The 26586-nt window shown below is 68.2% G+C and carries 20 protein-coding genes and 10 pseudogenes; 14 read left to right on the top strand and 16 right to left on the bottom strand.

Going from position 1 to position 26586, the window contains the following annotated elements:
- Window positions 1–196: 196 nt before the first annotated feature.
- A pseudogene (locus ACIGXJ_RS19895) lies at window positions 197–532 on the top strand (hypothetical protein); the annotation flags it as partial.
- Window positions 533–614: 82 nt separating this feature from the next.
- The gene (locus ACIGXJ_RS19890; protein ID WP_399646899.1) at window positions 615–1421 is read left to right on the top strand and encodes a hypothetical protein; all 807 of its coding nucleotides are present in this window, start codon (window positions 615–617) and stop codon (window positions 1419–1421) included.
- Between the two features lie 556 nt (window positions 1422–1977).
- Here the strand turns inward: ACIGXJ_RS19890 and ACIGXJ_RS19885 are convergent.
- Window positions 1978–3360, bottom strand: a complete 1383-nt coding sequence (locus ACIGXJ_RS19885) for a hypothetical protein (RefSeq protein WP_399646897.1) — start codon at window positions 3358–3360, stop codon at window positions 1978–1980.
- A gap of 432 nt (window positions 3361–3792) precedes the next feature.
- On the opposite strand from ACIGXJ_RS19885, the gene ACIGXJ_RS19880 reads away from it, so the two are divergent.
- Window positions 3793–4788, top strand: coding sequence for a hypothetical protein (locus ACIGXJ_RS19880; protein ID WP_399646894.1), 996 nt, complete (start codon window positions 3793–3795; stop codon window positions 4786–4788).
- 45 nt (window positions 4789–4833) lie between these two features.
- Here the strand turns inward: ACIGXJ_RS19880 and ACIGXJ_RS19875 are convergent, their stop codons facing one another.
- From ACIGXJ_RS19875 to ACIGXJ_RS19850, 6 genes are all read right to left on the bottom strand, one after another.
- Window positions 4834–6039 (bottom strand): hypothetical protein, encoded by a 1206-nt coding sequence (locus tag ACIGXJ_RS19875; protein ID WP_399646891.1) that lies wholly within the window; start codon window positions 6037–6039, stop codon window positions 4834–4836.
- 947 nt (window positions 6040–6986) lie between these two features.
- Window positions 6987–7457, bottom strand: coding sequence for a hypothetical protein (locus ACIGXJ_RS19870; protein WP_399646889.1), 471 nt, complete (start codon window positions 7455–7457; stop codon window positions 6987–6989).
- Between the two features lie 1293 nt (window positions 7458–8750).
- A complete protein-coding gene (locus ACIGXJ_RS19865) occupies window positions 8751–8873 on the bottom strand; it encodes a hypothetical protein (RefSeq protein WP_399646887.1) in 123 nt (40 codons plus the stop codon).
- 122 nt (window positions 8874–8995) lie between these two features.
- Window positions 8996–9259, bottom strand: a complete 264-nt coding sequence (locus tag ACIGXJ_RS19860) for a hypothetical protein (RefSeq protein WP_399646885.1) — start codon at window positions 9257–9259, stop codon at window positions 8996–8998.
- A gap of 146 nt (window positions 9260–9405) precedes the next feature.
- On the bottom strand, window positions 9406–10086 hold the full coding sequence (locus tag ACIGXJ_RS19855) for an ABC transporter ATP-binding protein (protein ID WP_399646882.1): 681 nt from the start codon (window positions 10084–10086) through the stop codon (window positions 9406–9408).
- Entirely contained in the window at window positions 10083–11171 is a 1089-nt protein-coding gene (locus ACIGXJ_RS19850; protein ID WP_399646879.1) for an ABC transporter permease, read from the bottom strand. Before ACIGXJ_RS19850 ends, ACIGXJ_RS19855 begins: the two co-directional genes overlap by 4 nt.
- 170 nt (window positions 11172–11341) lie before the next feature.
- On the opposite strand from ACIGXJ_RS19850, the gene ACIGXJ_RS19845 reads away from it, so the two are divergent.
- The 4 genes and pseudogenes from ACIGXJ_RS19845 to ACIGXJ_RS19830 all read left to right on the top strand — a co-directional run.
- Window positions 11342–12568, top strand: a complete 1227-nt coding sequence (locus ACIGXJ_RS19845) for a sensor histidine kinase (protein ID WP_399646877.1) — start codon at window positions 11342–11344, stop codon at window positions 12566–12568.
- 2 nt (window positions 12569–12570) lie between these two features.
- Window positions 12571–13209: a response regulator gene (locus tag ACIGXJ_RS19840; RefSeq protein ID WP_399646874.1), complete on the top strand. Its 639-nt coding sequence runs from the start codon at window positions 12571–12573 to the stop codon at window positions 13207–13209.
- A 133-nt stretch (window positions 13210–13342) separates the two neighbouring features.
- Window positions 13343–13441: pseudogene (locus ACIGXJ_RS19835) on the top strand (IS5/IS1182 family transposase); the annotation flags it as partial.
- 56 nt (window positions 13442–13497) lie between these two features.
- Window positions 13498–14029 (top strand): annotated as a pseudogene (locus ACIGXJ_RS19830) (GNAT family N-acetyltransferase); the annotation flags it as partial.
- Here the strand turns inward: ACIGXJ_RS19830 and ACIGXJ_RS19825 are convergent.
- Window positions 13999–14374 (bottom strand): annotated as a pseudogene (locus ACIGXJ_RS19825) (hypothetical protein); the annotation flags it as partial. The pseudogenes ACIGXJ_RS19830 and ACIGXJ_RS19825 sit on opposite strands and share 31 nt — an antisense overlap.
- On the opposite strand from ACIGXJ_RS19825, the gene ACIGXJ_RS19820 reads away from it, so the two are divergent.
- On the top strand, window positions 14286–14864 hold the full coding sequence (locus tag ACIGXJ_RS19820) for a DUF6896 domain-containing protein (RefSeq protein ID WP_399646871.1): 579 nt from the start codon (window positions 14286–14288) through the stop codon (window positions 14862–14864). The pseudogene ACIGXJ_RS19825 and the gene ACIGXJ_RS19820 sit on opposite strands and share 89 nt — an antisense overlap.
- Before the next feature lie 5 nt (window positions 14865–14869).
- Here the strand turns inward: ACIGXJ_RS19820 and ACIGXJ_RS19815 are convergent.
- Window positions 14870–15660: pseudogene (locus tag ACIGXJ_RS19815) on the bottom strand (IS5 family transposase).
- On the opposite strand from ACIGXJ_RS19815, the pseudogene ACIGXJ_RS19810 reads away from it, so the two are divergent.
- Window positions 15652–16103: pseudogene (locus ACIGXJ_RS19810) on the top strand (ADP-ribosylglycohydrolase family protein); the annotation flags it as partial. The pseudogenes ACIGXJ_RS19815 and ACIGXJ_RS19810 sit on opposite strands and share 9 nt — an antisense overlap.
- Before the next feature lie 152 nt (window positions 16104–16255).
- On the opposite strand, the gene ACIGXJ_RS19805 reads toward ACIGXJ_RS19810, so the two are convergent.
- Window positions 16256–16747, bottom strand: a complete 492-nt coding sequence (locus tag ACIGXJ_RS19805) for a DUF5949 family protein (RefSeq protein WP_399646869.1) — start codon at window positions 16745–16747, stop codon at window positions 16256–16258.
- A 72-nt stretch (window positions 16748–16819) separates the two neighbouring features.
- Between ACIGXJ_RS19805 and ACIGXJ_RS19800 the strand changes: the two are divergent.
- A pseudogene (locus ACIGXJ_RS19800) lies at window positions 16820–17406 on the top strand (ATP-binding protein).
- A 22-nt stretch (window positions 17407–17428) separates the two neighbouring features.
- Window positions 17429–18025, top strand: a complete 597-nt coding sequence (locus ACIGXJ_RS19795; RefSeq protein ID WP_399646983.1) for a hypothetical protein — start codon at window positions 17429–17431, stop codon at window positions 18023–18025.
- Between the two features lie 399 nt (window positions 18026–18424).
- Here the strand turns inward: ACIGXJ_RS19795 and ACIGXJ_RS19790 are convergent.
- Window positions 18425–18505 (bottom strand): annotated as a pseudogene (locus ACIGXJ_RS19790) (IS5/IS1182 family transposase); the annotation flags it as partial.
- Window positions 18506–18935: 430 nt separating this feature from the next.
- Between ACIGXJ_RS19790 and ACIGXJ_RS19785 the strand changes: the two are divergent.
- Together ACIGXJ_RS19785 and ACIGXJ_RS19780 are read left to right on the top strand one after the other, a co-directional pair.
- Window positions 18936–21434, top strand: coding sequence for a SpoIIE family protein phosphatase (locus ACIGXJ_RS19785; protein WP_399646866.1), 2499 nt, complete (start codon window positions 18936–18938; stop codon window positions 21432–21434).
- Window positions 21435–21645: 211 nt separating this feature from the next.
- Window positions 21646–21768 carry a hypothetical protein gene (locus tag ACIGXJ_RS19780; protein ID WP_399646994.1) on the top strand — a complete coding sequence of 41 codons (123 nt, stop codon included), beginning with the start codon at window positions 21646–21648 and terminating at the stop codon, window positions 21766–21768.
- An 81-nt stretch (window positions 21769–21849) separates the two neighbouring features.
- Here ACIGXJ_RS19780 and ACIGXJ_RS19775 read toward each other — a convergent pair.
- Window positions 21850–22060: pseudogene (locus tag ACIGXJ_RS19775) on the bottom strand (transposase); the annotation flags it as partial.
- A gap of 14 nt (window positions 22061–22074) precedes the next feature.
- On the bottom strand, window positions 22075–23289 hold the full coding sequence (locus tag ACIGXJ_RS19770) for an MFS transporter (protein ID WP_399646863.1): 1215 nt from the start codon (window positions 23287–23289) through the stop codon (window positions 22075–22077).
- A 103-nt stretch (window positions 23290–23392) separates the two neighbouring features.
- Here ACIGXJ_RS19770 and ACIGXJ_RS19765 point away from each other — a divergent pair.
- Window positions 23393–23777: pseudogene (locus ACIGXJ_RS19765) on the top strand (transposase); the annotation flags it as partial.
- Between the two features lie 191 nt (window positions 23778–23968).
- Here ACIGXJ_RS19765 and ACIGXJ_RS19760 read toward each other — a convergent pair.
- The 3 genes from ACIGXJ_RS19760 to ACIGXJ_RS19750 all read right to left on the bottom strand — a co-directional run bounded on the left by ACIGXJ_RS19760 (window position 23969) and on the right by ACIGXJ_RS19750 (window position 26172).
- Window positions 23969–24361 (bottom strand): hypothetical protein, encoded by a 393-nt coding sequence (locus tag ACIGXJ_RS19760; RefSeq protein ID WP_399646861.1) that lies wholly within the window; start codon window positions 24359–24361, stop codon window positions 23969–23971.
- A gap of 221 nt (window positions 24362–24582) precedes the next feature.
- Complete coding sequence (locus ACIGXJ_RS19755) at window positions 24583–25434, bottom strand: hypothetical protein (RefSeq protein ID WP_399646858.1); 852 nt, start codon at window positions 25432–25434, stop codon at window positions 24583–24585.
- Window positions 25435–25695: 261 nt separating this feature from the next.
- A complete protein-coding gene (locus tag ACIGXJ_RS19750; protein ID WP_399646855.1) occupies window positions 25696–26172 on the bottom strand; it encodes a helix-turn-helix domain-containing protein in 477 nt (158 codons plus the stop codon).
- Window positions 26173–26586: the final 414 nt, after the last annotated feature.

Here is a 26586-nt window from a genome sequence, read left to right as displayed (position 1 = left end):
GGCCACCCTGGCGTGAGTTCGGCGTCGATGACTGTCCCTCTGGGTCAGCACGATCCGATATCCGACATGAGAGGACGTGAATAGCCATGGCCCGTTGGATCGTGATGGCCACCCGCTTCGAGGCGGAAGCATCCGACTTCCACACCCTCGCCGAATCGGACGGCAGCGCCGAGAGAGCGACAGCAAGGACATCGCCGCCACAGTGAAGGTCAGACGCTACGCCCAGCTGACGGCCAACGCCGCACCCGAGCCGGTCAAGGAGGGGAAGACCCTCACCGTCACCGGCAAGCTCACCCGGGCCAACTGGGAGACGTACACCTACACGGGCTACACCGGCCAGCCGGTGAAGCTGCAGTTCCGCAAGAAGGGCACCAACACCTACACCACCGTCAAAACAGTAGCCACGACCACCGGCGGTGTCCTGAAAGCAACAGTCATGGCCGTCAACGACGGATACTGGCGCTGGTCGTTCGCCGGCACCTCCTCCACCACCAACGCCACCGCCCCGGGCGACTACGTCGATGTGCAGTGATCCACGGCAATGCATCCGCCTCGTCCGCAGCGACGGTGCATACGAGCGATCGCTCGATGCCGCAAACAAAAAGGGATGGGACATGAAGACGCCTTCACGGCGCACATCTCCAACCGGTCGGCGCACGACGACCGTTCTCACCGCAGCGGGCACCGCACTCGCCATCACCGTACTAGCGGTGCCGAACGCGCACGCGGCCGACAGCGACATCACGTTCTCGAGCGTGGTGTGGAACAACGGCCGGCCGATCGTCGTAGGGACCGGTGCCGATGTCCGAGCGCCGTTGACCTACAAGGTCAAGACCGACGTCAAACTGGACGGCTTCTGGGTCGACGCGTACCGGGGCACCTGGTCCCAGAACGAGGACCGCATGGAGCCCGCCGTCGAGCAGTACTGCCCGCAGTCCAGCACGGGCGGATACACCTACTACAACTGCAGCGACACAGTGATCCTGAACGCTGCCCACCTCGCCAACAGCGACGCCGGCACGTGGAACACCTACGGCACCGCGGTTAAGGCCGGGGGCGGTTGGGACGACGACCTGCTCTCCACCACAGTCGGCTTCAGGCGCGCCTCACTCATCACCAGCGCCGACGCGAGCCCTGAGCCCGTCACCAAGGGCCAAGCGATCACCGTCACGGGCACGCTGAAGCGCGCCAACTGGGACACGCACCGCTACGACCCCTACGGCGGCCAGAAGGCCACCCTTCAGTTCAAGGCCGCGGGCACCACGACGTACACGAACATCAGGACCGTCACAACCTCCTTGACGGGGCTCGTGAAGACCTCAGTCACCGCCACCAAGGACGGCACATGGCGCTGGTACTACGCCGGCAACGTCGTGACGGGCGCCAAAGCCACGGGCGGTGACTACGTGGACGTGCGCTGACGGTGCCGCCCTGCTGGCTCTCGGCGTACTGCTGAGCTGCCGCCGCGGCCGTCCACTCCCGCCCGGTCACCGACCGGCTCGGCGAACTCTGCGCAGAAGCCGCCACCTTCACGACACCACAGCCGGCAGAGAACTGAGCGAGCAGATCCACGACCAGCTGACCGCCGCAGGCTGAGTGGCTCTAACACAAGCGAGTTGATCATGTGACTGTTTGGCCCTGCGGCAGCGCCGCAGGGCCAAACAGTGGGGTGGTGATCAGGCCTTCGGTCCAATTGTGGCCCTGGTTTCGGGTTCCGTGGTGGGCTCTGTTGCGTGGCTGCCGGTGCTCGGGAGGAGGAAAGCGACGACCGTGCCGAGGACGAAGAAGCCGGCGCAGACAATGAGGCCGCCGCTGAAGCCGATCGAGCCGGCCAGTCCCGCGAGGGCGAAGGGTGCGAAGGCGGAGACGCCGCGGCCGATGTTGCAGCAACCCGGCGGCCTGTGGTGCGGGCCCGGGTCGGGAACAGTTCGCCGAGGTATGAGCCCCGGGGGTGCCTCCGCCAGTGCCGCTCGCCGTTCAGCCGCGGCTCTGTCCCCGCATGACGTCGACGAGGTCGGTACCGACCATCCGTCCTCCGTACAGGACGGTCCATGCTAGTAGCGAAACGACCCCGATCAGCGGTGTCGCTGCCGCGTCCGGCAACCCGGCCGTCAGTGCGCCTGTCACAGCGCCGGTGACGATCAGGCCGAGGGCGAGCAGGCGCACCCACTCCCGGCTATGTGCGGGAGTCACGTTCGCCAGGTCGTCGGGGTCCAGCAGCGCGAGCGTGCGTCCTTCGGCGTACCGCTGGGCGATCTTCAGCAGCATCACCGCTGTGTCCTCGAAGACCCTCGCCGTATCGGCCTCGCTGTCCTGTCTCGCTTCCATGGCACGCAAGGCTCCCACCACCTCTGCGGCATGCCTTTTCAAATCATTGCGACGGGCCCGTCGAGCGCGACCATGCCGAGTTCGCCAGGCGGACCAGACAGCCCGCTCGGCCGTCTTCAGGCTGACCCGTGGTGCGGACAGCGCGTGGCGGGACTCCAGCTGCCTGTACGCCAGCCCCACACTCCTGCAGACAGCCAGGAGGACAACGACCGGCTGCCACCGTGCTGTCTCGCCGCGTAGCGAGGGCGCGCGGCGTAGGTCCCCAGCCGCCGTGCTCTGAAAACCGGCCCGACGATACTTACGTGAGTCGCCAGCATGATAGACAAGGGACATAGCGACCCATAAGGTCAGTATGGCCATCACCAGCAAGGCGAAGGCGATGATGACTTTCGTCGTGGCCACTGGGTCGCTCCACGGATCGGCCACCACAGCCGCGAGCGCCGACCACACACGATCTGCCGCCTCACGCCCTGCGTTCCCCAGTGGGGCGAGAGGGTTCGGACCGGACCCCATGCACTTGTCGAAGAGGCCGCCACCAGCCGCATGCTCATGGTTGTCAGCAGGGCCGAACCCTGCGCAGTTCCGTTGGCGCGGACGCTCACTACCTGACGGGTGCTCCACCAGATATCTGGCGGCGGCAACGATCGTCCCCAGGTTGAACAGGGCCAGAGCCAGCAAAACGATCTTGAATAGCTGTGCGACGAGCATGACGGGCATGAAGGCGGTCCATGCCTTGGTCGCTTCGACCACAGCGAACCACCCCCGTGTCGGGACCCCGGGCGCCGCGGGCGGCAGGTGGACCAAGGTGTTGCTCACGCGCTGCGTCGCGTGTGCGGTGACCCATGCGTCCCCTCCGCGGACCAGCGACTGCGCTCCGCGCTCGATCGACTGCGCTCCGCGCTCGATCACGCGCTTTGCCTGGGAACCCAGTACGGACCGAACTGGTCCGGACCTGGCCCAGGCCACCGCTGCTCCGCAGCCGAATGCGAGCAATCCCACGGTCTTGGCCAGGAATACGAGCATGTCCATCACCAGGGCAGTGTGATCCAAGGCGCTGGTGCCTCGCAGGCGGATCCGTCGACTTGCGTTGAGCGAATCGGCGGTTTATCAAGCAGCCTCTGGGAGCCGCGCTGGTGCAGGCGTCAGGTCAGTGAATCCGTGGCCCGTCGAGCCGCTCGCTGGGCGAGCCATAACGCCGGTTCGCACTCCCAACCGGCCCAAGCGGGACAGGAACCGGCACCTGGCAACCGCCCAGATCGGCGACCGCCGCAACGCCGACGTCGTCGACGCAGGAAGAACGCACAGCTGCGACCATGGCCGTAGAGATCTGGTCGACTTGTCGCCGATCGTGTGGCGCCATGGCGGGCCTGACGTGACTGGTGCGCAGTGCGAATCCGCGACTTCTAACCGGTCGAAGCCGGTGTTGGCTGCCGCCGACGTAATCCGCTGTCGCTGCCGTGGCAGATGGATCTGCACAGCGGCAACCTCCGTGCTCTCGTCGAGGCGCGCCGTCATCCCGACGGCTTCGACCGCTTGAAGGAGATCGCTGGCTCCGAGCGGTGGGTGTCGGCGGGCGGCGGCCGGGCTCGCCGCGTACTGGCGCGGATCAGGGTGGTCAAGGGTGGCAGCTTGGCGGACATCACCGTCGGCGACGCCCTGGAGTACGACGCCGAACTACGCAAAACCGCTTGCGGCGTCAGCAGCGGCGAGGCCCTCTACTACGCGCGGCTGCGCGAGCTCGGACATCTGCCGGCCGACGCCCCGACCGCCTTGCGGTTCTTGGAGAAGGTCACCGGCCAGCTCACCTGCACCCAGCTCATCGACCGCCACCCGATCGCCTCGCCGGGGATCCGGGCGCTGCTTGGGCGAGTTCTCTACGGCGCGGTGCCCCGTTCGCTCCCTGCTCAGCTGGCACTGCTGCTGCAAGCATCCCGGATACGATCGCAAGTCCGTTGCAGGCACCAGGGCGTGCGGTGGGGAGGAGCGGTCGTGGCCAAGCTGATCCGGGACCAGGAGCTCGATGTGGAGGTCGACTTCTACGGCTTCGCGTTGCAGGACGTCGACGACACGCAGGTGCCGCTGGAGTACCCGGAGGGCCGGGTGAGTGAGGGTCCGTTCCTGACTGCCCGCGAGGGGCGTCTGGACATCGAGAGTGCCGGACACACGCACACGGCCACCATGACCGCGGAGATCTGGGACGGCCCGCCACCGGTTGCAGAGGACCGTGGCGATTGGGAGGAGCGCGGTGAAGCTGAGCTGCATTGCGTTTCGGGTGAGCTGGCGGTGTGGGGTGTGGCTGGCGGCCCGATGGACACCTATCTGCACCTGTCCGACGGTGAGGGGATGTGGCGGGTGCGGGTGTACTGCGAGGGCCGCGCGGAGGTGCGCCGACTGGCCACCGAGGGCGTGCCGGAGGGCATCGAGCACTACCTGGTGCAGTTCTGGCCTGCCCATGCATGAGGCGGGCGGACCGCTGGGGCCCGCCCGCTGCTGCTCAGTGCTCCGTCATGACGTGATCTTGACGAGGAAGCCGTCGTCCATGCCGTCGATGATCCGGTTCTTCTTGTAGAACTGGGCCAGCAGAAGGCCGGCGTCGCTGTTCTGCTTCTTGATCACCGGCCGGACGGAGAAGTTCTTCTTCTCCGAGTACGGGTCGTACTCGGCCTGGGCACACCCTTCGTAGGTCGTGGCGAAGGGGAACTCGTCGCAGTCCTTGGTGTTGTTCTCGCTGTAGCCGGTGCCATAGTAGCGGCGGCAGTTGCTCAGGGCGCGGGCGCGGTTGTCCTTGCGGCGCTGGGTGTCGAGGAAGAGGCGGTGCAGCGGGTCCGAAGCCTTCTGGCCGGGGATCCGTTTGTCGCCGTTGGGCGGGTAGGTGGCCTGGGGGCGGGTGTAAGCAGTCTTGATGTGGGCGGCTACGCCGCGTTCTGGCGCGGTGGCCTTGGTGCTGTACACCAGTGTCGCCAGGTAGCTGAAGGAGGCTCCTCCCTTGTTGGCGGGGTTGCCTCCGCCGGTCGGGTTGGACAGGTACTTTCCGGCGTCCCAGCGAGGGGCGAGCATGGGCAGCTTGCCGACGGCCGGGTTGTCGCCGGTCCAGCCGGGAGGCAGGGTGGAGGTGACGATGGGGCGATAGACGCCGAAGACCACGTCCGCGGCCCCGGATCCGGTGCCCTGCCCGGGCGCGTAGCGCACGGTGTGCGTGAAGTGCGCGGACGGCATGAGCTGCAGTTGGTCGAACGTCCGGGTCACCGGCAGGTTCCCGCCCTGGGCGGCTCGGGCGGCCGAGGGCCAGGTCCGCTCCAGCTTGCCCTCCAGCTTGATCTTCAGACCGCTGGTCTCGGTGGTGTTGATCCGCGTGAAGTCGGTGACGTCGTAGTCGTAGCGGATCGTGCGGTCGTTCTCCCTGGCCGTGCCCCGCACCAGCAGCACGAAGCTGCTAGTGCCGACCGGGTTGTTGCCGCTGCGCAGCCAGATGGTGGTGACCTTCAGACCGGTGCACACCGTGAACCGCGACTTGATGTAGACCGCGGCGCCCGCCTCCAGCTTCTTCTTGCACTCGGCCACCGACATCGAACGCGGCGGGTCCGGGTACTCCACCGGCGGAACGTCAGCCGGGACCTGCTGCGCCGACGCGGGCACCGGGGCCGGAACGGCGGCCGGCTCAGACGCCCGGGTGCCGTAGCCGGCTGCCGGGCCGACCGTCTCCTGAGCCATCTGGCCGGGCGTCGTCGAGCGGGACTGTACGGCCAGTGCGCTGCGTACCCCTTCATCCCGCAGCTCCTGCGGACCGGGCACCGGCGTACCAACCGGCAGAACGAACGTCTGGGCCGACGGTCCGTCGTCCACCCCGGCTGCGGCTGCCGGCGCAGCGGCCGCCGTGAGAATCCCCGCCGTGAGCAGTGCAGCTGCACGTATCAGGGCACGGCGAAGCAGTCCTCTTTCCTTGAGCATTGCACCCCCGAGTTGTGGGTGGCGGCAGGCACTCGCCTGCCGCCTGGTCTCCACCATCGATACCGAACCTGTGATCGATTTTCGGGGCGACATGCAGGCCTGGCGTGAACGCATCCTTGTTTGGCCGAGGCGCCGTGCGCCCGTGTCGCTGCTGCCCGGCCGGCAGCAGCGGCACAGGTGCAGCGGGCATTTCTAAGGGGTTCGACACGCCGTTGAGCTCGGCGGAAGCGGAATCAACGGAACCGGGTGCGTGGGGTCTGCCCCCGATGCATGATTCTTGCGCCAAGTCGGGCCAGCCGACTGGGTGCCGTGGGGGAGCCTCGATTCAGTAAGGAGATTTCTGGACCCTTCGAGGTGACAATTCACCTGTTGTCCAGGGCCCGGGACAACGATCCCCGATGCCATGACAGCCAGTCGACGCACCCAAGGAGTACGGCGCGCGACCGGGCCCCCTTGACGTGCGCCGAACTACACCATGCACGACGTCCTGAGGGACGCCCTACCCGAGTTCATCGGCAGTCTTGCTGCAGCTCTTGTCCTGGCAGTCGGGACGTGGGCTGCACAGAAAATCTGTCGTCGCCGCCCCACGCGAGGCGGCACAGGGATGCCTGCTGCTCCGCAACTGGACCGATTCAATCCAGATGAGGAACAGGCTGCCTGACGAGGTTTCCGGTCAGAATGACGTTAGAGGCCTTGAGTCGGTTGTCGCCTCAAGGCCTCTGCGTCGGACCGTTCCGTCCCCCGTCCGGCGTCGTGGAAGGTCGACCGTCGTTTCGACGCGGGACGTGGCTGTGAATCCTCAAGTGCGGACGAGGGCCGATGAGCTGCGTACTGCCGTCGCCGACCTCGTGCTTCCCGCAGCTCACCGGTGCTGGCGGGCTCATTGAGCTCATCCGCAACCACCGGAGGCAGGCAGCCGTGCTCAGCCGGCCTTCCGGGCTGAGCACGGCGTGCGGCGCGATACGCCCCGGCGCGGCGTCGTGAGACGTGCCGGCGACGGGCTGCCAGATGGCATACGGAGCACGGTAGGGGTGCCGGCGCCCGTCGGGTCCGTATCTGAGCTGGATGCCGGCGGCTTCGTCGGTGAGCCGGTTGTGTTCGAACACGATGGCGGCTGTGGCTGCGGCCAGATCGTCCAGCACGGTGTCCTCGTCGATAACCTGCGCGGTGAGTCGTTCCATCCGCGCCGGGTCGGGGCCGCTGCCGGGCCCGGCGTTGCCGGCACAGGCCGCCCGGCGGGGGACCGATGACCTGGTATCGGGTGAGCTGCTCATCGAACCCTACGACCGGCGCTGCTTCTGGAGACGTCGGAAGCGGGCGGGATGACTGCCCGGCACCGTGCAGGGCTTGCCTGCTGGGGCCTTGCAGGTAGGGCATGGCACGCGTGTGGCGTTACGGGCCGAGTCCTCGGTAGTGGTTCTTGCCCTGCGCGGAGGCGCAGCCTCATGGGCGGGTCCTGGTGCCGGTTGTGGTTGACGGGTTGCTCGCCGCTTCCCGGACGCCACGACCAGGAGCAGCCGTTCTTCATGGCCGCCAAAGCGCCGCAGTCGTTGGCCAGACGGAAGGTTGTCGAAGCACTCCTGGCCAGGCCTGGCCTTGCACTCCGGGCAGGGCCGCTGAAGCCATATCTTGCGTACGACCTGGTCGTGGAGCACACCTACCTTCTGACCGTACACACGGGATCTGGCCGTCTGCAGCAGGGTGACCTGCGCCCGGGTAAGGCGCACTCCGCTGTCCGGCAGCTGGGCGATGGCTCTCAACAGAGCCCGTACATCACCGAAGCGCTCCTGCTCGAGCGCCGGTACGAGCTCCAGCAGGTATTCCTGCCGCCTGGACGCAGCCTGCCGACGCTCTCGCTTCTCTTTCTGCTCCGTATTGCCGGTCAAGACGACGACCTGGGCTGTGCGGCCGCCGCGTGTAACGACTTCCTTTGTGTGTTCCAAGAGCCACCGTTCGGCAGAGGCGCGGGCTTTCGTCAGCACATCGGGGGCCGAGTTCCTACGGCTCAGCAGGTCGTCGCATTCCTTGATCAGCCTTCGGGTGATGGCGATGTCCTGGCCTCGGCGTGCGGTGGCCAGGCGCAGAAGAAGACGGCGGACCTCCTCAGGCGTCGACGAGCGGGGTGCCGTCGGCGCCTGCCGTCGGCGCCAATGCCGCTCCCCGTCGCCCCGTGGGTGAGGCCGCCAAGCGCCGTGAACGGAACTGCGGCGTTGTCTTAACGCCTGGAGCTTTGACCGATGGTCGTCGACGTCTCGCTTCGGCGTCCTGGCCAGGATCCCCGCACATGGCAGGGGCCGCATCTCGGAGCAGGCAGTTGAGGTGGGCTGCCAGCGCCCACGGGAGGACAGCACCGCAGGCCCGGCTGCGCTACCTGATCAAGGGCTTCGTCACCCGTCTCGAGGTGATCCGGCTCGAACTGCCTAATGCGGCCACGAACGGCAGGCGTGTCCCGGCGGTCGAGCACAACGCTCAGCTCAAGCAGACCATGAAACATGAAGCACGCCCGCATCGAACTCGAGCAGGCCGTGAGCACCGCACAGCGGAAGATCATGCATGACGTCGTTGACCTCGGCTGCGGTGGTGATGACCTTGAACACCACGACGGACCGTACAACTCGTCGTCCACGATCCACGACCGATTCCCCATACCCCACGAACGGCGGAGTCGTCCTACTGGTCACGCACGCCAGTACGCACATGCAAGATCGCGTTACGGGCTCTAAGCGATGTCGAACGTGTCGAGCCAGTACGACCAATCGCGTATTCCCAGGGCACTGGAGAACCGGTAGTTCAACTGCCAGCGGACCCACTGCCCGGGAAGCAATCGAACTGCCGGTGGCCTGCGCGGCCGAGGCGGCAACTTGAAGAGCGGCTCCACACGAGCGAGCACTCGGAGCCGATCGCCCTTGTCTCGCATGCTGACATCGATCTCGCGAAGGTCCTTCTGGCTCGAACGTGGCTCGAAGCCGTCAGGCTCGGACATCTGGACGAAGTATCTCCACCGACCTCGTCGGCCAGGTCCTGGCTGCCCTGCGCACCCACCTCGCCGCCGGCGACGTCGACGGTGCCGCCGAAGAGACCGCCCGGTGCCTGGACATGCTCGGCACGTCCGGGGCCGCCCGGGTCGAGTCAGGTGTAGGCGGGCAGGTGCAGGCGTCCGTCGTGGACCTCGGCGATCTGGTCGACGGCGGTGAGGTGGGCGCGGTCGTGGGTGACCAGGACGGTGGCGGTGGCCTGCTGGTGGGTGAGGCGGGTGATCAGGTCGACGACGGCGGCGCCCCGTTCGTGGTCGAGGGCGCTGGTGGGTTCGTCGACCAGCAGGACGGTGGGGTCGTTCATCAGGGCGCGGGCGATGTTGATGCGCTGGCGCTGGCCGCCGGAGAGCTGGTGGGGGCGGCGGCGGGCCTGGTCGGCCAGGCCGACGGCGTCAAGGAGTTCCATGGCCCGATCTTTTGCGGTGCGGGGCTTGCGACCGTCGATCTGGGCCATGACCTGGAGCTGTTCGGCGGCGGTGAGGGAGGGCAGCAGGTTGGGCTGCTGGAAGACGATGCCGATCTTGTGGCGGCGCAGCTCGGTCAGTTCACCGCGGGTCAGGCCGGTGGTGGCCTGGCCGTCGAGGGTGACGGTGCCGGTGTCGGGGGTGATGAGGGTGGCGGCGACCGCGAGGAGGCTGGACTTGCCGGAGCCGGAGGGGCCGACGACGGCGGTCAGGGTGCCCTTGGGCACGTCCAGGGTGACCTGGTCCAGGGCGGTGAGGCGCGAGTCGCCGTCGGGGTAGGTGAGGGTGATGTCGGTCAGGTTGAGGCTCATCGGGCGCTCCCCAGGGCGGTCAGCGGGTCGACGGAGGTGATGCGGCGGATGGACAGGGCGGCGCCGAGCGCGCCGAGCGCGATCGTCACGGCGGCCGGGATCAGGACGGTTGCGGGGGCGAGGACGAAGGGCACGGCGCTGCCGGCGACGAGGGCGCCGAGGCCGGCGGCGATGCCGGTGCCGATCAGAGTCCCGCCGGCCAGCAGAATGACGGCTTGGCCGAGGGCGTCCCTCAGCAGGTTGGCGGTGGAGGCACCCAGCGCCTTGAGGACGGCGACGTCGCCGCTGCGCTGGATGGTCCAGACGGTGAAGAAGGCGCCGATGACCAGGGCGGAGATGGCGAACAGAAAGCCGCGCATCAGTTGCAGGGAGCCGTTTTCGGAAGTGTAGGAGCCGATCGCGGACAACGAGTCGTCCCTGGAGACCGTTCTGGTGGTCGCTGCCTGGTCGGTGGCCTTCACATCGGCGCCGGAGGTGGTGTTCAGGGCGATGACCGTGGCGGTGGGCCCGTTGGTCTTGCCGGTGGGGGCTGCGGTCTTCTGCCAGGTGTCGAGGCTGGTCCAGATGACCGGGGTGTGGCTGAAGGAGGCATCTCCGCTCACTGCGGCGACGGTGATCTTCTGTCCGGCCAGGGTGAAGCTGTCGCCGGCGCTCACGCCGAGGTCATCGGCGGCGGTGGTGGACAGCACCGCCGACTGGTCGTCGAGCTTGTTGCTGTCGGGGGCGAGCGCGGAGCCGGGCTGCACGCCGAAAACGGAGACCCCCGTGCTCTTGTTTCCGGCGCTCGCCTTGGTGGTGGTGATGCCCAGCGGTTCGGCGCTGCGCACACCGGGCGCCTTGGCCCACTGCCGCCACTGCTTCTCGGTGACGGTGGAGTTGGCGTACGAGACGTCCTGGCCGCTGCCGGGTGCGTTGAACGCGATCTTGTTTGCGGGCAGACCGGTGATCGCGGAGGTGTTCTGCCGGCCCAATCCGGCGGTCAGCCCGGACAGCAGCCCGACCAGCAGGGTGATCAGCACGATGACGGTGCCCATCAGGGCGAAGCGCCCCTTGGCGAATCTCAGGTCTCTCCAGGCGACGAACACGGCGTGGACTGCCCTTTCAGATGGAGGAAGCGGTATGTCTCCACCCTCGCCGCCAGATGCCCGGCCGGACATCTGGCCCGGGACAGCACTTGCCGCACCGAAAGACGGCACGCCGGTTGTAACTTTTGATGGAGGCCCGGCCGGTGGCTTCTTCATAGGCTGGAGGGACTGTGAACACCACCGCTCCCACCCTGACCCCCACCACCCGCGCCATGGCCTGGTGCCTGCACGTGTTGGTCGTCGGCCTCCTCGCCCTGGCCGCAGGCCGGGCCGTGGCCGATCACCGTTCGCACGTCGGCTGGATCCTCGCCGCGGCCGTAGCGTGCGGCCTGGTCTACGCGGCCGGCCCGGTACTGCCTCGGGTAAGCCGCTCACGACAGGCCGCCGCACTGTGGCTGGCCGCCGTGAGCACCCTCTGGCTGGTGCTGCTGGCCCTGTCCGCCGATGGGGTGTGGTTGGCCTTCCCGCTGTACTTCCTCCAGCTCCACCTGCTGCCCCGCCGCGCCGGACTGGCCGCGGTGGCGCTCACCGCGGCGGCGGCCATCACCGGCTTCGCCGCACACCAGGGTTCCTTCAGCGCGGCGATGGCGATCGGACCGGCCCTCGGTGCCGCCGTGGCGGTCGCGGTGGTGTGGGGGTATCAGGCCCTGTACCGGGAGAGCGAGCAGCGCAGGCGCCTGATCGAGGAACTCACCGCAACCCGCGCCGACCTGGCCACCGCGGAGCACACCTCCGGGGTGCTGGCCGAACGCGAACGCCTGGCCCGCGAGATCCACGACACCCTCGCCCAGGGCCTTTCAAGCATCCAGCTTCTGCTGCGCGCCGCCGAACGCGCCCTCCCGCAGACCCCCGAGAATGCTGCCCGCTACGTCGACCAGGCCCGCCAGACCGCCGTCGACAACCTCGCCGAAGCGCGCCGCTTCGTCGCAGCCCTCGCCCCACCCGCGCTGGAAGGCACCACCCTCGCCGCCGCCCTGGAGCGGCTGTGCGCCACCACCAGCGCCCGCCACCGGATCACCGCACGCTTCCACCTCACAGGCGAGCCCGTACCACTGCCGACCGCGCACGAGGTCGCGCTGCTGCGGATCGCCCAGTCCGCCCTGGCGAACGCCGTCCGCCACGCCGACGCTTCGACCGCCGAGGTCACCCTCAGCTACCTCGGCGATCACGTTGCCGTCGATGTCGTCGACGACGGACGCGGCTTCGACCCCGCCCACCTGCCCGTCCTCGACCCCGAGGCCGGCGGGTTCGGGCTGTCCGCCATGCGCGCCCGCACGCAGGCCCTCGGCGGCACCCTCGCCGTCGAATCCGGCCCCGGCCACGGCACCGCCCTGGCTGCCCAACTGCCCATCGACCTCACCCCCGACACCCCACCCCACACCACACCCGAGGCGTGACCGTGACCGACACCCCCATCCGCCTGCTCCTGGCCGACGACCACCCCGTCGTGCGGGCCGGGCTGCGCGCCGTACTGGAGACCGAGCCCGGCATGACCGTGGTGGCCGAGGCCGCCACCGCGGAGGACGCCATCACGCGAGCCGCCCAGGGCGACATCGACGTCGTCCTCATGGACCTCCAGTTCGGCAAGGGTATGAACGGCGCCCAGGCCACCGCCGCGATCACCGCCCGCGCCGGGGCGCCCCGCGTGTTGATCGTCACCACTTATGACACCGACGCCGACACCCTGCCCGCCATCGAAGCCGGCGCCACCGGCTACCTCCTCAAGGACGCCCCGCCCGAGGACCTGGCCGCCGCCGTACGCACCGCCGCCACCGGCCGCACCGCTCTCGCCCCCGCCGTCGCGGACCGGTTGATGAACCGCTTGCGCACTCCGGGCACCGCCGTGACCCGCCGCGAGAGCGAAGTCCTGACCCTGGTAGCCGAGGGCCTGTCCAACCAGGCCATCGGCGCCCGGCTCCACCTCACCGAAGGGACCGTCAAGTCCCACCTTGCCCGCATCTACGCCAAGCTCGGTGTCGACTCCCGCACCGCCGCCGTCGCCACCGCCACCGAACTCGGCCTCATCCGCCGCCAGTAAGCCCGCACCCGCATAGCCCGGCCCTTCGCCCGCCACGTGCCCTGGCCCGAGTCCAGACGACCTCCCACAGATCACCCGGTGCAAGGCAGCGTGCTCACCGGGGTCGGGCCGCCGAATCGGTGACATTCAGCATGGCCGCCTGCACGAGGTCGTGCCGCACCAACTCGACGACGTCGGCCTCCTCGACGTCACCCGGGTCGTCCTCGACACCGCCCACGTGAGGGCCGAAGAAGTCAAGAGGGACCACGGGTCTTGATCGCTACCGAGGCCGCTGATCGGCTGGCCGACATGAATGATCTCGGACCCGTTGCGTGGCCGCCTGCACCGATCAGGACCGAGAGGCTCGTGCTGCGTGAGCCCGAGGCCAGGGACCGTGCGGCGTTCGTCGAGCTGCACGCCTCGCCGGAGGTGCACACCTACCTCGGCGGCCCCCGGCCGCGTGACGAGCTTGAGGGCGGCGAGATACCCGAGGTGCCCGGGCGGTCGGTCCGGGAGTTTCGTCGTCGATCTCGACGGGGTGATGATCGGCCAGATCCTGCTCCGGAGAGTAACGGAGCACGTCTGCCCCTCTGCCGTGGGGAAAGTCGATCTCGGCTACCTGTTCCTGCCGCAGGCGTGGGGATTCGGGTATGCGGCCGAAGCGTGCGCGGCGGCTCTGGGCTGGCTCGAAGACGTCCTTCCGGGTGAGCCGGTGGTGCTCGCCACTCAGACCGCCAACGTCCGTTCGATGCGCCTCGCGGCCAAGCTGGGGTTCATCGAAGCGGATCGGTTCCGGGCCTGGGACGCCGATCAGTGGCTCGGCTTGCGGGCCCCTGTCACGGTCTCCAGTTGCGCTGGAAGCAGTGGCGCGAAGGCGCGCTGTTCGTCGAACGGCTGCCGGGTCTGGAGACAGTGGTGGAGCTGGCCGAGGAGGCGGTTGAGCAGGTGGCGTTGGGCGGCGTTGTGCCAGTCTCCGTGTTCGCGTCGGCGCCGGTAGTGGGCGTTCGCTCGTGGTGAGGCGGTGAGGCGGTGAGGCGGTGAGGCGGTGAGGCGGTGAGGCGGTGAGGGATGAGAAGGCCCGGAGAAAGCCGGCGTGCATGAGCCGGTTGTTCTTGACGAAGCGGCGGCCGACGAAGTGTTTCTTGCCGAAGGCCCGGGTGATCGGGGCCGAGCCGGCGTACGACTTACTGATCGTTTCAGAATGCCGCCCTGCGGAGACGCTTGCGGCCCATGGAACAATCCCCTTCAACCACGGGCTCAGGGGACGACGTATGGAACGGGTTGGGGATGCACGGGGGCTCGTGCTTGGTTACGTCGACGCTCTGAACGCGGTTGACGAGGCCATGAGGGCGGCGATCCCCTCGCTTGAGCGACTCGCAGATGTCCTCGGCCTGGTCCGTTCTCACGGGATCATCAACCGGAGTGGGCAGGTCGGCACCTACTCCTACTCGGTTCATGGGGCCGGGTGCCGCTTCGTCAGCGACAACGGCATCGAGGTCGATGTCGACTTCGCACCCGACGGGAGCGAGATCTTCGACCTCTGGCGGCTGCGCTGGTACGGGCTGAGCCTGCCTGAGCCTCTTGACGTCACGGATCAGGACCTGCGGACCGCCGTGCGGTCCCTGCAACCGCTTCTGACCGAGGTGCGACCGGGGTGGTTCAGCGTCGCCAGCTGATCGCTTCAGGATGAGGTTCGCAGGCGGCGCGGGCATATAAGGCTGCAGGCCAGTGCGAGCAGGCCCTGGTGGAGATCGGCGCGGCGCTCGTAGCGGGTGCGGAGGCGTTTGAACTGGTACCGCCAGGCGAGGCACGCTCGACAACCCAGCGCACCTTGCCCAGTCCGGAGCCGTTAGCGACGCCGCGTCGGGCGATCATCGGCTTGATGCCGCGCTTCCACAGCAGGGGGCGGTACTCGTCGAAGTCGTAGCCCCGGTCGGCATACAGACGCCGGGGCTTGCGGCGGGGACGCCCCGCAGACCCCGGATCGACGGAACGGCGTCGAGCAGGGGAAGGAGCTGGATGACGTCGTGCCGGCTGCCACCGGTGAGCGTGACGGCGAGCGGGGTTCCGTGCCGGTCGACGATCAGGTGGTGCTTCGAGCCAGGGCGGACCCGATCGAGGGGCGAGGGTCCGACGTGGTCCCCCCTTTCAGCGCCCGGACGTGCGATCCGTCCACGGAGCAGTCGTCCAGGTCCAGCAGGCTGGCAAGACGAACCTCGGTCAACAGGGCGGCGTGCAGGCGCGGTCAGACGCCGGCCTCGGTCCAGTCCCGCAGTCGGTGCCAGGCCGTCACCCGGAACAGCCCACTGCCTCCGCGGGGACGTCACGCCACGCGACACCGGTCCGCAGTACGTACATGACGCCGGCGAGCGCCACCACTCGATCGGGAACACGCAGCCGCCCCGGGGGGGGCGATGGCGCCGTTCGGGGGCGGGCGGCAGGGTCAGACCTATTGGTGGGGCGGTTGGTCATCGCGCAGCAGGAAACGGCTCGTTGATACGCGCATCCGCCTCCGCGATCCGCTTCGCACGTGCTGACCGGGAAGCCACCATGGATGCGGCCCGCCGCGTCGCCGCCCTCACCCACGGCGACTGCGCGGCTTGCGAGGGCACCGCGATCTTCCACGAACTCGTCCGCGTCATCTTCGAGGTCGGCAATGGGCGTCGCGCACCCCTCACCGCGCTCCCGGATATCCAGGCCCTGGTCCGCCCAGACCACCGCATCCTCTACGCCACGGTCCTCCCGCTGGCCCTGCCTGGGCTCCGCCGTCCGGGCCCTGCGCACCAACGCCATCTTCGAAGACGCGCTGCGTGCGGCGATCGGCCTCGGCGGCGACACGGACACCGTCGCCGAGGTCACCGGCCGGCCTCGCGGGGGCGTACTACGGGCTGGACGCAACCCCCGCTCGCTGGACGTAGACGCTCCACGTCCCCTGCCCGGTACGGACGCTCAGCGTGTGCAGGTCGGCCGAGTGAGCGCGCTCCAGTGTGCCCAGGAGACCAGCCGGGGCGTAGGCGAACCACGTCACCTTGTCGAGCGAACCTGCGGTCGGCGGTCGGCGGTCGGGTCAGCGATCGCGGAGTTTGCGGGCCGGCAGGACGACCTTGGCGGACAGCTTCAGTGTCTCCTCGTCGTTGGCGAAGGCGGCCAGCGCGTCGTTGTCGGTCAGTTCGCCGCCCGGCCACGTGCGCGTCGTGAGAAGGAGACAGGCGTACCCGCGCTCGGCGACATCCGCAAGCCACTTGTTCGAGGGGACGATCTGTGCGTTGATCTGCGGCATCGTCAGGACGACGGACCCGTCCACAACGAGCAGGCTGATCGGCAGGCTCGGCCGGGAGCTGCCGTCGACCAGGCCCTCCTCGGTGGAGAGTTGGCAGTTCCGCATCAGCTGCTCGACGGCGGCGGCGGAGCCTTCGGGACCGTTGTCACCGTCACCGAGGGAGAAGGCGAGGACGTAAGGGATGGCGCCTTGCGGCGTCTCACGGCTCCACGACATGGCGACGAAGGTCCCCACCTCGGCGGAGCGTACGGACTGCGTTTGTGTTGAATTCGAGGTCACGGCATGACCGTATCGGCGCAGCGGCGGCAGCCTCCGTCCCCGCTCACTCGACCGGGGGACACCTCACAGGTTCTGTACCCGAACGAAGGACGGCCGGCGGTCAGGCTGCGGCCACACCTGGCCGAGGCCCTGACCCGGTACGCGCAGCGGGCCGATGAGGCCAAGATGGGCTACCTCGACTTCATCGGCCTGGCCCTGTCCGCAGAACTCGCTGTCCGTGACGACCGCCGTTTCCGCCAGGGCCTGAGGCTGTCGAGGCCGCCGCACCACAAGACGCTGGAGGACTACGACTTCTCCTTCCGGCCCGAGCTCGGCCCTCGCAAGGTCAAAGACCTCGCCAGTCTCTCCTTCGTCGAGGCCAAGGCCTACTTGCCGCCAGCGGTCCTCGTCCTGGACGAGGCCGGCTACCAGCCCCTTGCCCGCGCGGAGGCCAACCTGGTCTTCCAGGTCATCTCCAAGCGCTATGAGAAGGGCTCGATCATCCTGACCTCGAACAAGACCAGCAGCGAATGGGGACAGGCGTTCGGTGACGAGGTGCCGGCCACCGCCATCCTCGACCGCCTCTCCACCACTGCGGAGTGATCTCCATCAACGGTCCCAGTTACCGGCTCAAGAACCGCCTGGCCGCCATCGGACGAGAGCGGGCCGACTCAGCCTGACGACGTGGTCGACAATGACCGCATGGATGTCACTGAGCTGCTCGAATCGGCTTCCCTCCTGGTCCCGGAAGAGGTCGCTACCGAAAACGACATCTCGGTGCGCGACGTCTGGGACTACCTCGCCCAAGACGAATGGCAGATCGCGCTGAGCCTGCTGGAGGAGCTCGGGGACGGGCATCCGCTGCCCTTGACGTTCTGGGAGCAGCTCACCGAGGCGGCTGAGCAACTCGGTCTCGAGCGGAGCGCGGCCTGGTGCCGCTGGCGATGTTCCGAGATCCGAAACGGAGTGATCCGGGCGGATCTGACGCTCCGTCCAGCCACGGAGGCGCGACGCAAGACACCAATCTCCGGTCACGGTGTTCTGCGGCCCATGTGGGACATCGGGAACCTCTCACCCACCGGGGGTACTTCGGTGAGCATTGCCAGGCTCTGGGTTGAGGACATGCCCGTTCTGGAGCCTGGCGGCCGAGCCACTGTCCGCCTCATCCCCCTCACCCCCACTCACTGGGCGCACGTCGAAACCGGCCGACAGATCAACATGCACGAGGACCGGACCGTGGCCGGCACCGCAGTCGTGCTGGAGGTTCACCTCCCCGACTCCACCATGCCCACGGGATAGGGACCGGCTGTCGCGCCCTCGCGCTGGTGCAGATATCTCCGTACTTGGTGGAGCTCTCACAGGAGTACGTCGACACAGCGCCTGAGCAGCGACTTGTCGATCACGTCTCGAGCCAGATGAACGTGCCGGCCAGGGTGATGGCGGCAAGGTGGCGATCGGGCTGTTTCTCGTATGCAGCCGTTGCGGGTCCCGGCCGTGACCGCGAAGGACAACGGCCGGCCGCGTCCGTCGCAGGCCAGGGGGATTTTGCTGGTCAGCCTGGCGCGGGAACGTCCGAGGCCGCGTTTCTCGAGCCCCCTTCATCAGCGGTCGGCTGATGGGCCCGGACGATCGTGGGGTCCATCGGACCGCCAGTCCACCTCGGGGCCGCCCCTGGGCCGCGGCCAGGAGCCGGTCGAAGGTGCCGTCGGCGGTCCAGCGGGCGAAGCGCCCGTGCACGGTCTGCCAGGGTCCGAATCGCTCCGCCAGATCTCTTGAGGGCGCGTTGGTGCGGAACTCCTACACGATGTCCTCCGGCACCTGGCGGTGATCCCGCCACCTGTCCCGGGCCAGGCCCGCAGGCGGCGCACAACGACTCGATCACCGCCCAGGCGACGTCAGCCATCGCCCCGTCCCTCACGACCAGCCAACGACCGGATGATCGGATGACCGGAAGGACGCTGCCTGGCGCGTGCGGGGCCTGCCGGCGAGCACCTACGGGGCGTGCGTCTTTGCGCGTGCGGGGGCCTGCCGGCGTGCGCGCGCGGAGCTTCGCCGCGAACGTACGGGTGCCGCCCCTGAGCCGGTGCCGCTGTTGTTCGTAGGGTTCCGGCCGCTGTGCGGCACCCCGCATCGCGCCGGGCGCGGACCGTCCGCAGTACGTAAGCTGATGGAGGCGGGCGGGGGTGTCATCCGGCAGGGACAGAATGCGGTGACGAGCAACCAGCAGGTGCCCGGGCTGCCTGGCGCCCATCGAGCGAAGCGGGCCGACGGCCTGCCGTTCCAGCCGCACGCACTGGCCGCCACTCGGGCGGCGGCCGGTGCGGCGGCGCTGATCGCCGCTCTGGCGGGCCTGCTGAGCCTGACCGGCTGGATCCTCGACGCCGACGCGCTGAAGCGCGTCCTGCCCGGCGTCACGACGGCCATGAAGGCCAACACCGCGGTGGCCGTCATCGCCCTCGGCCTGTCCGTCTACGTCGTCGGCCGTGATCCGGTCCGCTCGCGGACGGCCACCGCGGCCCGTGCGGCGGCCGCCCTGACGACGGTGATCGGCGCCCTCGCCCTCGTGGAGTACGCGACCGGGGCGAACCTCCACATCGACGAGCTCCTCTTCACCGACAACACCGGCGACGCGGGCAGACCCGGACTGATGGCACCGAACACCGCCGCGGCACTGATCCTCGGCGGCCTCGCGGCCCTGTGCGCGAGCATCCGCCGCGTCCCCGCCTGGATCAGCCAGATCGCGGGCCTCGCCGTCCTCGCCCTCGGCACCCTGCGACTGTACGGGGCCGCGTACCGGGTGCCCGAGCTGGAGCGGTTCCGCCCGTACACGGGTATGGCGCTGCACACCGCGCTGGCCCTCGTGCTGCTCGGCGCGGCCCTCTTCCTGGTCCGGCCGGACGTGGGGCCGGCCGGACTGCTGACGAACGCGGGAACGACGGGAACGCTGGGGCGCCGGCTGTTCGTCACCGCCTTGATCGTGCCGCCGCTGCTGGGCTGGGGCGTCCTCGTGGGCGAGGACGCGGAGCTGTTCGGGCCCCGGCTCGGCACCGCGCTGCTGGTGTGCGGCCACACGGTCGCGTTCACCGCGCTGATCTTCGCGGCGCTGACCGTGGGCCGCCGCGTCGAGGTGGCGCACGCCCGTCTCGAATGGCAGGTGCGCCAGAACCAGCTGCTCCAGGCGTTCATGGACAACACGCCCGCGGTGGTGTTCGTCAAGGACGTGGAAGGCCGCTACCTGGCGGTCAACACCACGTTCGAGAAGAGCCTGAACCTCTCCCGTGAGCAGGTGCTGGGCCGCCGTGACAAGGACGTCATGCCGTCGCCCCTCGCGGAGGAGGTGCGGGCCTCCGACGAGGCCGTGCTGCGGGCGGGCAAACCCCTGCAACGGGAGGAGCTGCTCACCCTGCCGGACGGCCCGCGGGAATTCCTCTCCACGCTCTTCCCGCTCCCCGACGCCTCCGGCACCCCCTACGCCGTGTGCGGCGTGGTCACCGACGTCACCGAACGGGCCGCCGCACAGCGCGAGCTGGAACGCGCCCACCGGCGGTTCCGCGCCCTGCTGGAGTCCGCGCCCGACGCCACCCTGATCGCGGACGGCAAGGGCATCATCGTCATGACCAACGCGCAGGTGGAGCCCTTGTTCGGCCGGACACCGGACGACCTCGTCGGCACCCAGGTCGTCGATCTGGTGCCCGAGTCGTGGCGTCGGCGGCACGGCGCGCTGCTCTGCGCCTACCTCGGCCTGCGTGACCCGCAGCCGACCGTCGTCGACCGGGACCTGTACGGGCTGCGCCGCGACGGCACGCACTTCCCCGTCGAGGTGAGCATCAGCAGCCTCCAGGCCGAACTGCAGGCCGAACGGGAGACGCTGGTGGTCCTGTCCGTCCGGGACATCACCGAGCGCAGACGGGCCGAGGCCGAGCGCGCCGAGCGCTACGAACAGCACCGGCGCATCGCCTACACGCTGCAGCACAGCCTCATGGGGGAGCCGCCCAGCCTCCCGTACCTGCCCAGCGCGCACCGGTACCTGGCCTCCCTCCAGGACCCCGGGGTGGGCGGCGACTGGTTCGACGTCATCCTCCTCGACGGCCGCCGCACCGGCGTGGTCGTCGGCGACGTGATGGGCCGGGGACTGGAGGCGGCGGCCGTCATGGGGCAGCTGCGGGCCGCTTCCCACGCGCTCGCCCGCACGGGGGTGACGCCCAGCGGGCTGATGACCGCGCTGGACAGCTTCGTGGGTGACCTGGCGACCCAGCTTGTCACCTGCGTCTACCTGATTCTGGACCGGGACACCGGCGACGTCACCCTCTGCTCGGCGGGCCACCCGCCCGTCCTCGTCCGGCCCCCAGACGGGCCCACCCGCCGGCTGCCGGCGCCGATCGGTGTGCCCCTGGGAGTCAACGACGCGAGCGGCGGCGGGGTGCCGTTCGAGGAGGCCACGTACGCGCTGCCGCCGGGCAGCCTCCTCGTGCTCTACACCGACGGACTGGTCGAACGCCCCGGCACCGACATCGAGGCCCGGATCGACGTCCTCGCCCGCACCGTGGACCGCGCACCGAAGAACGCTCCCGCGGACCCCGAGCTCCTCGACCAGGAGGCGGACCGGGTGGTCGGTACCCTCATCCCGGACATGTCCGCGCACGACGACGACGTGACGCTGCTGCTGATCGGCGTACCCGGGGCGGACGGGGCGCGGGGGCGGAGCTGAGGGGGGCTTCCCTCCGGTGCAGCACGGTGGACTGTCCTACTTCCGGGCCCCGGCACATCTGCCCTCTGGGGCTGTTCGTCGCCTCGGCCCTCACCTACCCCCACCTGCTCTCGTCCCTCGTCGCCTCCGACTACAGCGTCACCGGGTCGGACAGTCGGAAGGTGACGCCGCTGCTGGAGAGGAGTTCCCCAGCGCCGTAACCGAACAGGACGTGATCGTCTTCGACTCGGACACCCTGACGATCAAGGACAAGGAGTACGCCCGGACCGTCGACCGGGTGGTGAAGGCGGTGCGGGACGAGCCCGGCGTCGACCGGGCCCGCGGGAGTTCGTGACAGGTCCACTTGGGGCGGGCTTCCCAGATCTGGTCCGCGCCCCGCGCGGTCTGCTTCTTGAGGACACTGGCGGGGCAGCTTGGAGCCTGCCTGCCGCGGTCAGCTCAGCCAGCAGGACCTCGTGCAGCTGCTGCCAGACCCGGGCCTCGTTCCAGTCCCGCAACCGCCGCCAGTACGTCATGCCGGAACCGAACCCCGGCTCCTTGGGCAGGTACTCCCACTGGATGTCCGTGTGCAGCACGTACAGGATCCCGCACAGCACCTGCCGGTCCGGCAACGGCTTCAGGCCCGGATACCAGTGTGTGTTCAGGGCCGCTCGTTGCGGTCCGGCGCGACGAGGTGTGCCCCGACTGCCAGGACCATGAGCACTGCGGTGCAACCGCCTAGCAGCATGACCGCGGACGGAGAGGTGCGGTCCAGGATGACTCCTCCTACGAGTGCACCGATCGAGATCGTTGCCTGAAAAGAGGCGGTGAACAGGACCGATGCCGCTTCCGGGGCATGCGGTGCCGCCTTGTGGAACCAGGTCTGCGACGCGACTGGTACGGCGCCATACGCGATGCCCCACACGATCAGCAGTGCCGCTGCGCCGGTCTCCCAGCGGCCCAACGCTGGAAGGAGGAGGGTCACCGCGGCGATCAGGGCGGCCGCGAGCCCGAAGACGGTTCGCGGACACCGGGCCACCCAGGCGCCACCCAGGAAGTTGCCGAGGATGCCGGCGACACCATAGAGCAGCAAGAATGTGGTGATCAGACCATCGCTGGCGCGGGTGACCTGTTCCAAGAACGGTGTCACGTAGGTGTAGGTGCCGAAGTGAGCCAGCACAACGAGGAACGTCAGCAGGAGTGCCAAGCGAGTGTTGACGCTGCGGAGCATGCCGTTGAGCACGCCCAGCCGTGTGGCCTGGAGCGGAGGAAGCGGCGGCACGAACAAGAGCAGCATGACCAGTACGCCGACCGTCAGAGCTCCCACGACGGTGAAGGCCGTTCGCCATCCAGCGAGATCTCCGATGAGGGTGCCCGTCGGCACGCCGAGGACGGATCCTAGCGGGACGGCAGAGAAGATCACAGCAGTTGCCCTGCCGACCGAGCCCGGCGGCACCAGTCGTTCCGCCAACCCCGCTCCGATCGACCAGAAGCCGCCAATCGTGATCCCGACCATGATCCGGGAGATCAGTACGAGCCAGTAGTCGGGTGCCGCGGCGGCTAGGAAGTTCGCCACTGCCAGCAAGAGCATGAAGAGGCACAGCATCAGTCGGCGGTCGAAGCGTGCCGTGGCCACAGTGACCAGTGGAGCGGCGATCGCCGCCAGAAAGCCCGGCATGGTCATCACCAGTCCAGCCATCCCGTCCGAGACGGTGAAACTGGATCCGATCGAGGTCAGCAGACCGATCGGCAGGATCTCGGTGGTGACGATGACGAAGATCCCCAGCATCACCGAGACTACGGCCAGCCACCCCGCCAGCGGGGACCGAGGAGGTGAGAGTTTGCCGTTGACTGAAGCGGTAGTGGTTGCCTGCATGGCGTTCCGTCCTGTGAAGGCAGCGCGTTTCGCGATCAGTCCAGCAGGTGTGATCGAGAGGTGGCTGGCAGATCCGCGACCGCACCCTTGCTCTTCAGGGGTGATGTCGCATTCCGGCCGACAACGGTCGACGCGGTGCGACGCCTTGCCCCTGGTTGTCCGCAAGGGGGTTGCGCATTCTGATCACATGGGGGCTTCACCGTGGATCGTGTCGGATGAGCCGTGGGAGCGGATCGGACCGCTGCTGCCGTTCAAGCAACGGCGGTTTCGGTATCCGGGACGCGAGCCCGTGCCGGTTCGGAAGGTTCTGTGCGGCGTCCTGTACGTGCGGCCCCCATGGCATTCAGTGGGATTACCTGCGCACCGAGATGGGCTTCGGGTCGGGCATGACCTGTGGGAGACGACTACGAGACGGGAATGAGGCCGGAGTCCGGCAACGACTGCATGAGGCACTACTTGCCGAGCCCAATGCCGCATCGCGGCTCGACTGGCGCGCTGCGTCACAGGGAACCAACGAGGCTCCCGCGTTGATGAGTTGAGACGTCGAGCACCTCTCTCAACAACACAGGAGCCTCATGCGGCTTCCTACGTCTCCGGGTGCGCCGGGAAGGGCGGGCCGACGTCCACGAGGCGCTCCTCAAACTCGCCTGCTGCCTCGATCACCCACCGGCAACTCACCTCATTGTGTCAGCCGCTGGTACTCGCTCTCGCGGACCAGATAACGACGGCCATCCCTGCGACTCGCCTCGAGCGCCTCCTGAACAGCCGCTTCCACTTCCTCCTGCCCCCTTCTCTCTGTCCGGCGGAGCAGCGTGGCGGCAAGGAACACACAGGCGAAAGTGTGATGCAATTGCCCGGATATATTGACGCCTTCGAACGGATGCGTGATCGACTTCTGCTGGTCTATGCGCATGATCGATTTCGCGTCCTTGACGATGGTCATCCCGTCCCGGGAGAAGTCGGCATATTTGCCGGTCAGCCGAGAGACCAAGGAGCTGAATGTCTCCGCCTGCTTCGAGTTGAGTGATGGACAGTCCGGGATGACTTCGAATTTCTGCACAAGAATGACCATGATGATTCGAACCCCGCTTCCGACTACCGGATCTGTGCGCATGACCGTTCGCGGCCGCGTGTTTGGGTCCGGCGGCCTGCCTGGGGGCGCTGCATCGTGGTGCTGCAGCGCCCTCGCGGTCAGGAAGGCAGCCGACCCCGACTTTCGGTGATCGATGCTTGGGAGGGGGGTGCTGCTCAACGCCGGAGATGAGGCGCGCACCACCCCCCGAGGGACCTCCTTCACTCCTGCTTATCGCTCGGCTTCGAATCGAAGATGTCGTCGAAGTAGTTGTCCGATTGCTTGATGGCCGCCCCGGTGTGACGCTTGATGAAGTCGTCCACGTCCTTGCGGAAGTCCTCGTTGTCGCGCCACGTCTGAATCTTGAACGGGGCCACGAACTTCTCGACCGCGAAGTTGAAGTTGAACTTGCTCGCGGAGGCGCATCCCGCGGTCACCTTGAAGGTCGACCGGGTGAAGCGGGTGAAGTAGCAGCGGATCTTGGGGAGGTAGACCCACCGTTCGTCAGCCAGCTGGAAGATCTCGTGGACCATTCCGATGCAGGCGTACTGGTAGCCCTCTTCCTTCCCCTCCCCCTGAAGCCTGATGGTTTCCCCTTGCCCCGCCAGGAACCTCCGGAATGAGTCGAGAGCGGGGCTTTCGCGGGTCACGGCGTTCATCAGGATGTTCAGGAACTGATTCGCCACTTCGACTCCTACAACGTCGCGGTTGTAGGTGACCTGTTCGGAGTTGATGCCGCTGATGAAGGGTCCCAGCCCTTTACGGACGGGTTCGGCCCACGCCTCCGGCTCGTGCTTGCCGTGCTTTCCCTTCTCCGCGCCCGCGAGCACCGCTGCCGTGACGAGGCCGGTCAGTCCTTCGAGCACCGTCGACAGCCTTTTCTGTTCTTCGACGAGATGGGCCGGGGCCGGGTTCGTGGAAGCGTTGATGTACGAGACGAGGCCGTCACCGTCGGCGATGTCGGGGTCGGGCGGGCTTGCAGCCAGACCGACGCCCTCGAAGTAGCGGTATGCGCCGCCGAGGAGCGCCTGATGCTCTGCCTTCGTCGTGCCTGGGACAAGGATGCTGGACATGCATTTCTCCTCTGCTGGTCCCCGATCGGGACTGGTTGCAGGCCGCCGTCGCTGAACTCGCGCCACTGCTGCTCGGTGCTCTGCGCTGAGTGCGAGCCGAGCGACTTCAGACCTCGGGTGGCATCGAGAGCCAGTTGTGTTCTGGCTTCGACGGGAGCGGTGGCGCTCCGGTAACCATTCCCGCACCGACGCAAGGCGCTCGCGCATCGAGCAACAGCGATTCAACCGGCGGAGTCGCTGGTCCATGAGTGGGCCACGGGGTCACCGGCGCCTCGGCGATGTGATCTTCAGCCACCCGCTCACCCGGTACGGCTCATCGGCCTGTTGAGCCGGCATCTGGCAGTACCAGCCGTGTCGGCGCAGAAGCTTCGCCACCCCCGGCACCGTGTACTCCTGGTTGAAACGTCTGGCGATCAGGAGCCGGACGCGCTCCAACGTCCAACGTTCGTCAGGCCAGCCATAGGCCATCGGCCCCATGGCCAGATCTCTTTCCAGCCGGTCGAACTCCTCGCTACTTAACCGTGGCCGTGACGAGGGACCTTGTGAAACCAGCGCCGGAGCCCCTTCTTCGGCCCACTTGCGACGCCAGCGCTGAACGGATCGCAGACTCACCCGCAGTTCCTCGGCGATCGCCGAGGTCGTCGCGCCCTGAGCAAACCGCTGAGCGGCAAGGAGCCGTACCCGTTCCCGGGCCCTCCTCTGCTCATCGGTCAGACCTCCACCTTGTCCATACCGCATACTCCTCAGATAGCGGAGAGTGCAACGATCATCTATTCGTCAGCGACAACGCGCGTACGCCCAATTACTCCATACGGGTGAATGACAGATGATGGCGGCATGCGTGCTTGAGTCCGCCGCATCAGGTGAGGACAAGTACCACCCCCGCCGGCCGTCCTGCCTCCACCGCCGCGGCAAGCCGGATGCGATGACGGCTTCGCGCTGCGGGACGTGGACGACACCCAGATCCCGCTGCACCATCCGAAAGGACACCTGAACGCCCGTCCGCTTCCGACGGCCCGCCCGCAGGATGCCCGGACCTCGGAGTGCCGGTCCCACCCCAAGGCCACCATGGCCGTTTGAGACACGGGACAGCCCACCCGCAACCGTGGAGGCGTCGCCGAGCGTGAGGCACGCGGCGCAACTCGACCTGCG

The sequence above is a fragment of the Streptomyces sp. NPDC053367 genome (genome assembly GCF_044545925.1).
Lineage (GTDB): Bacteria > Actinomycetota > Actinomycetes > Streptomycetales > Streptomycetaceae > Streptomyces.
The sequence above is the reverse complement of the archived record's forward strand: the minus strand, read 5'-3'. Positions and strand labels throughout refer to the sequence as shown.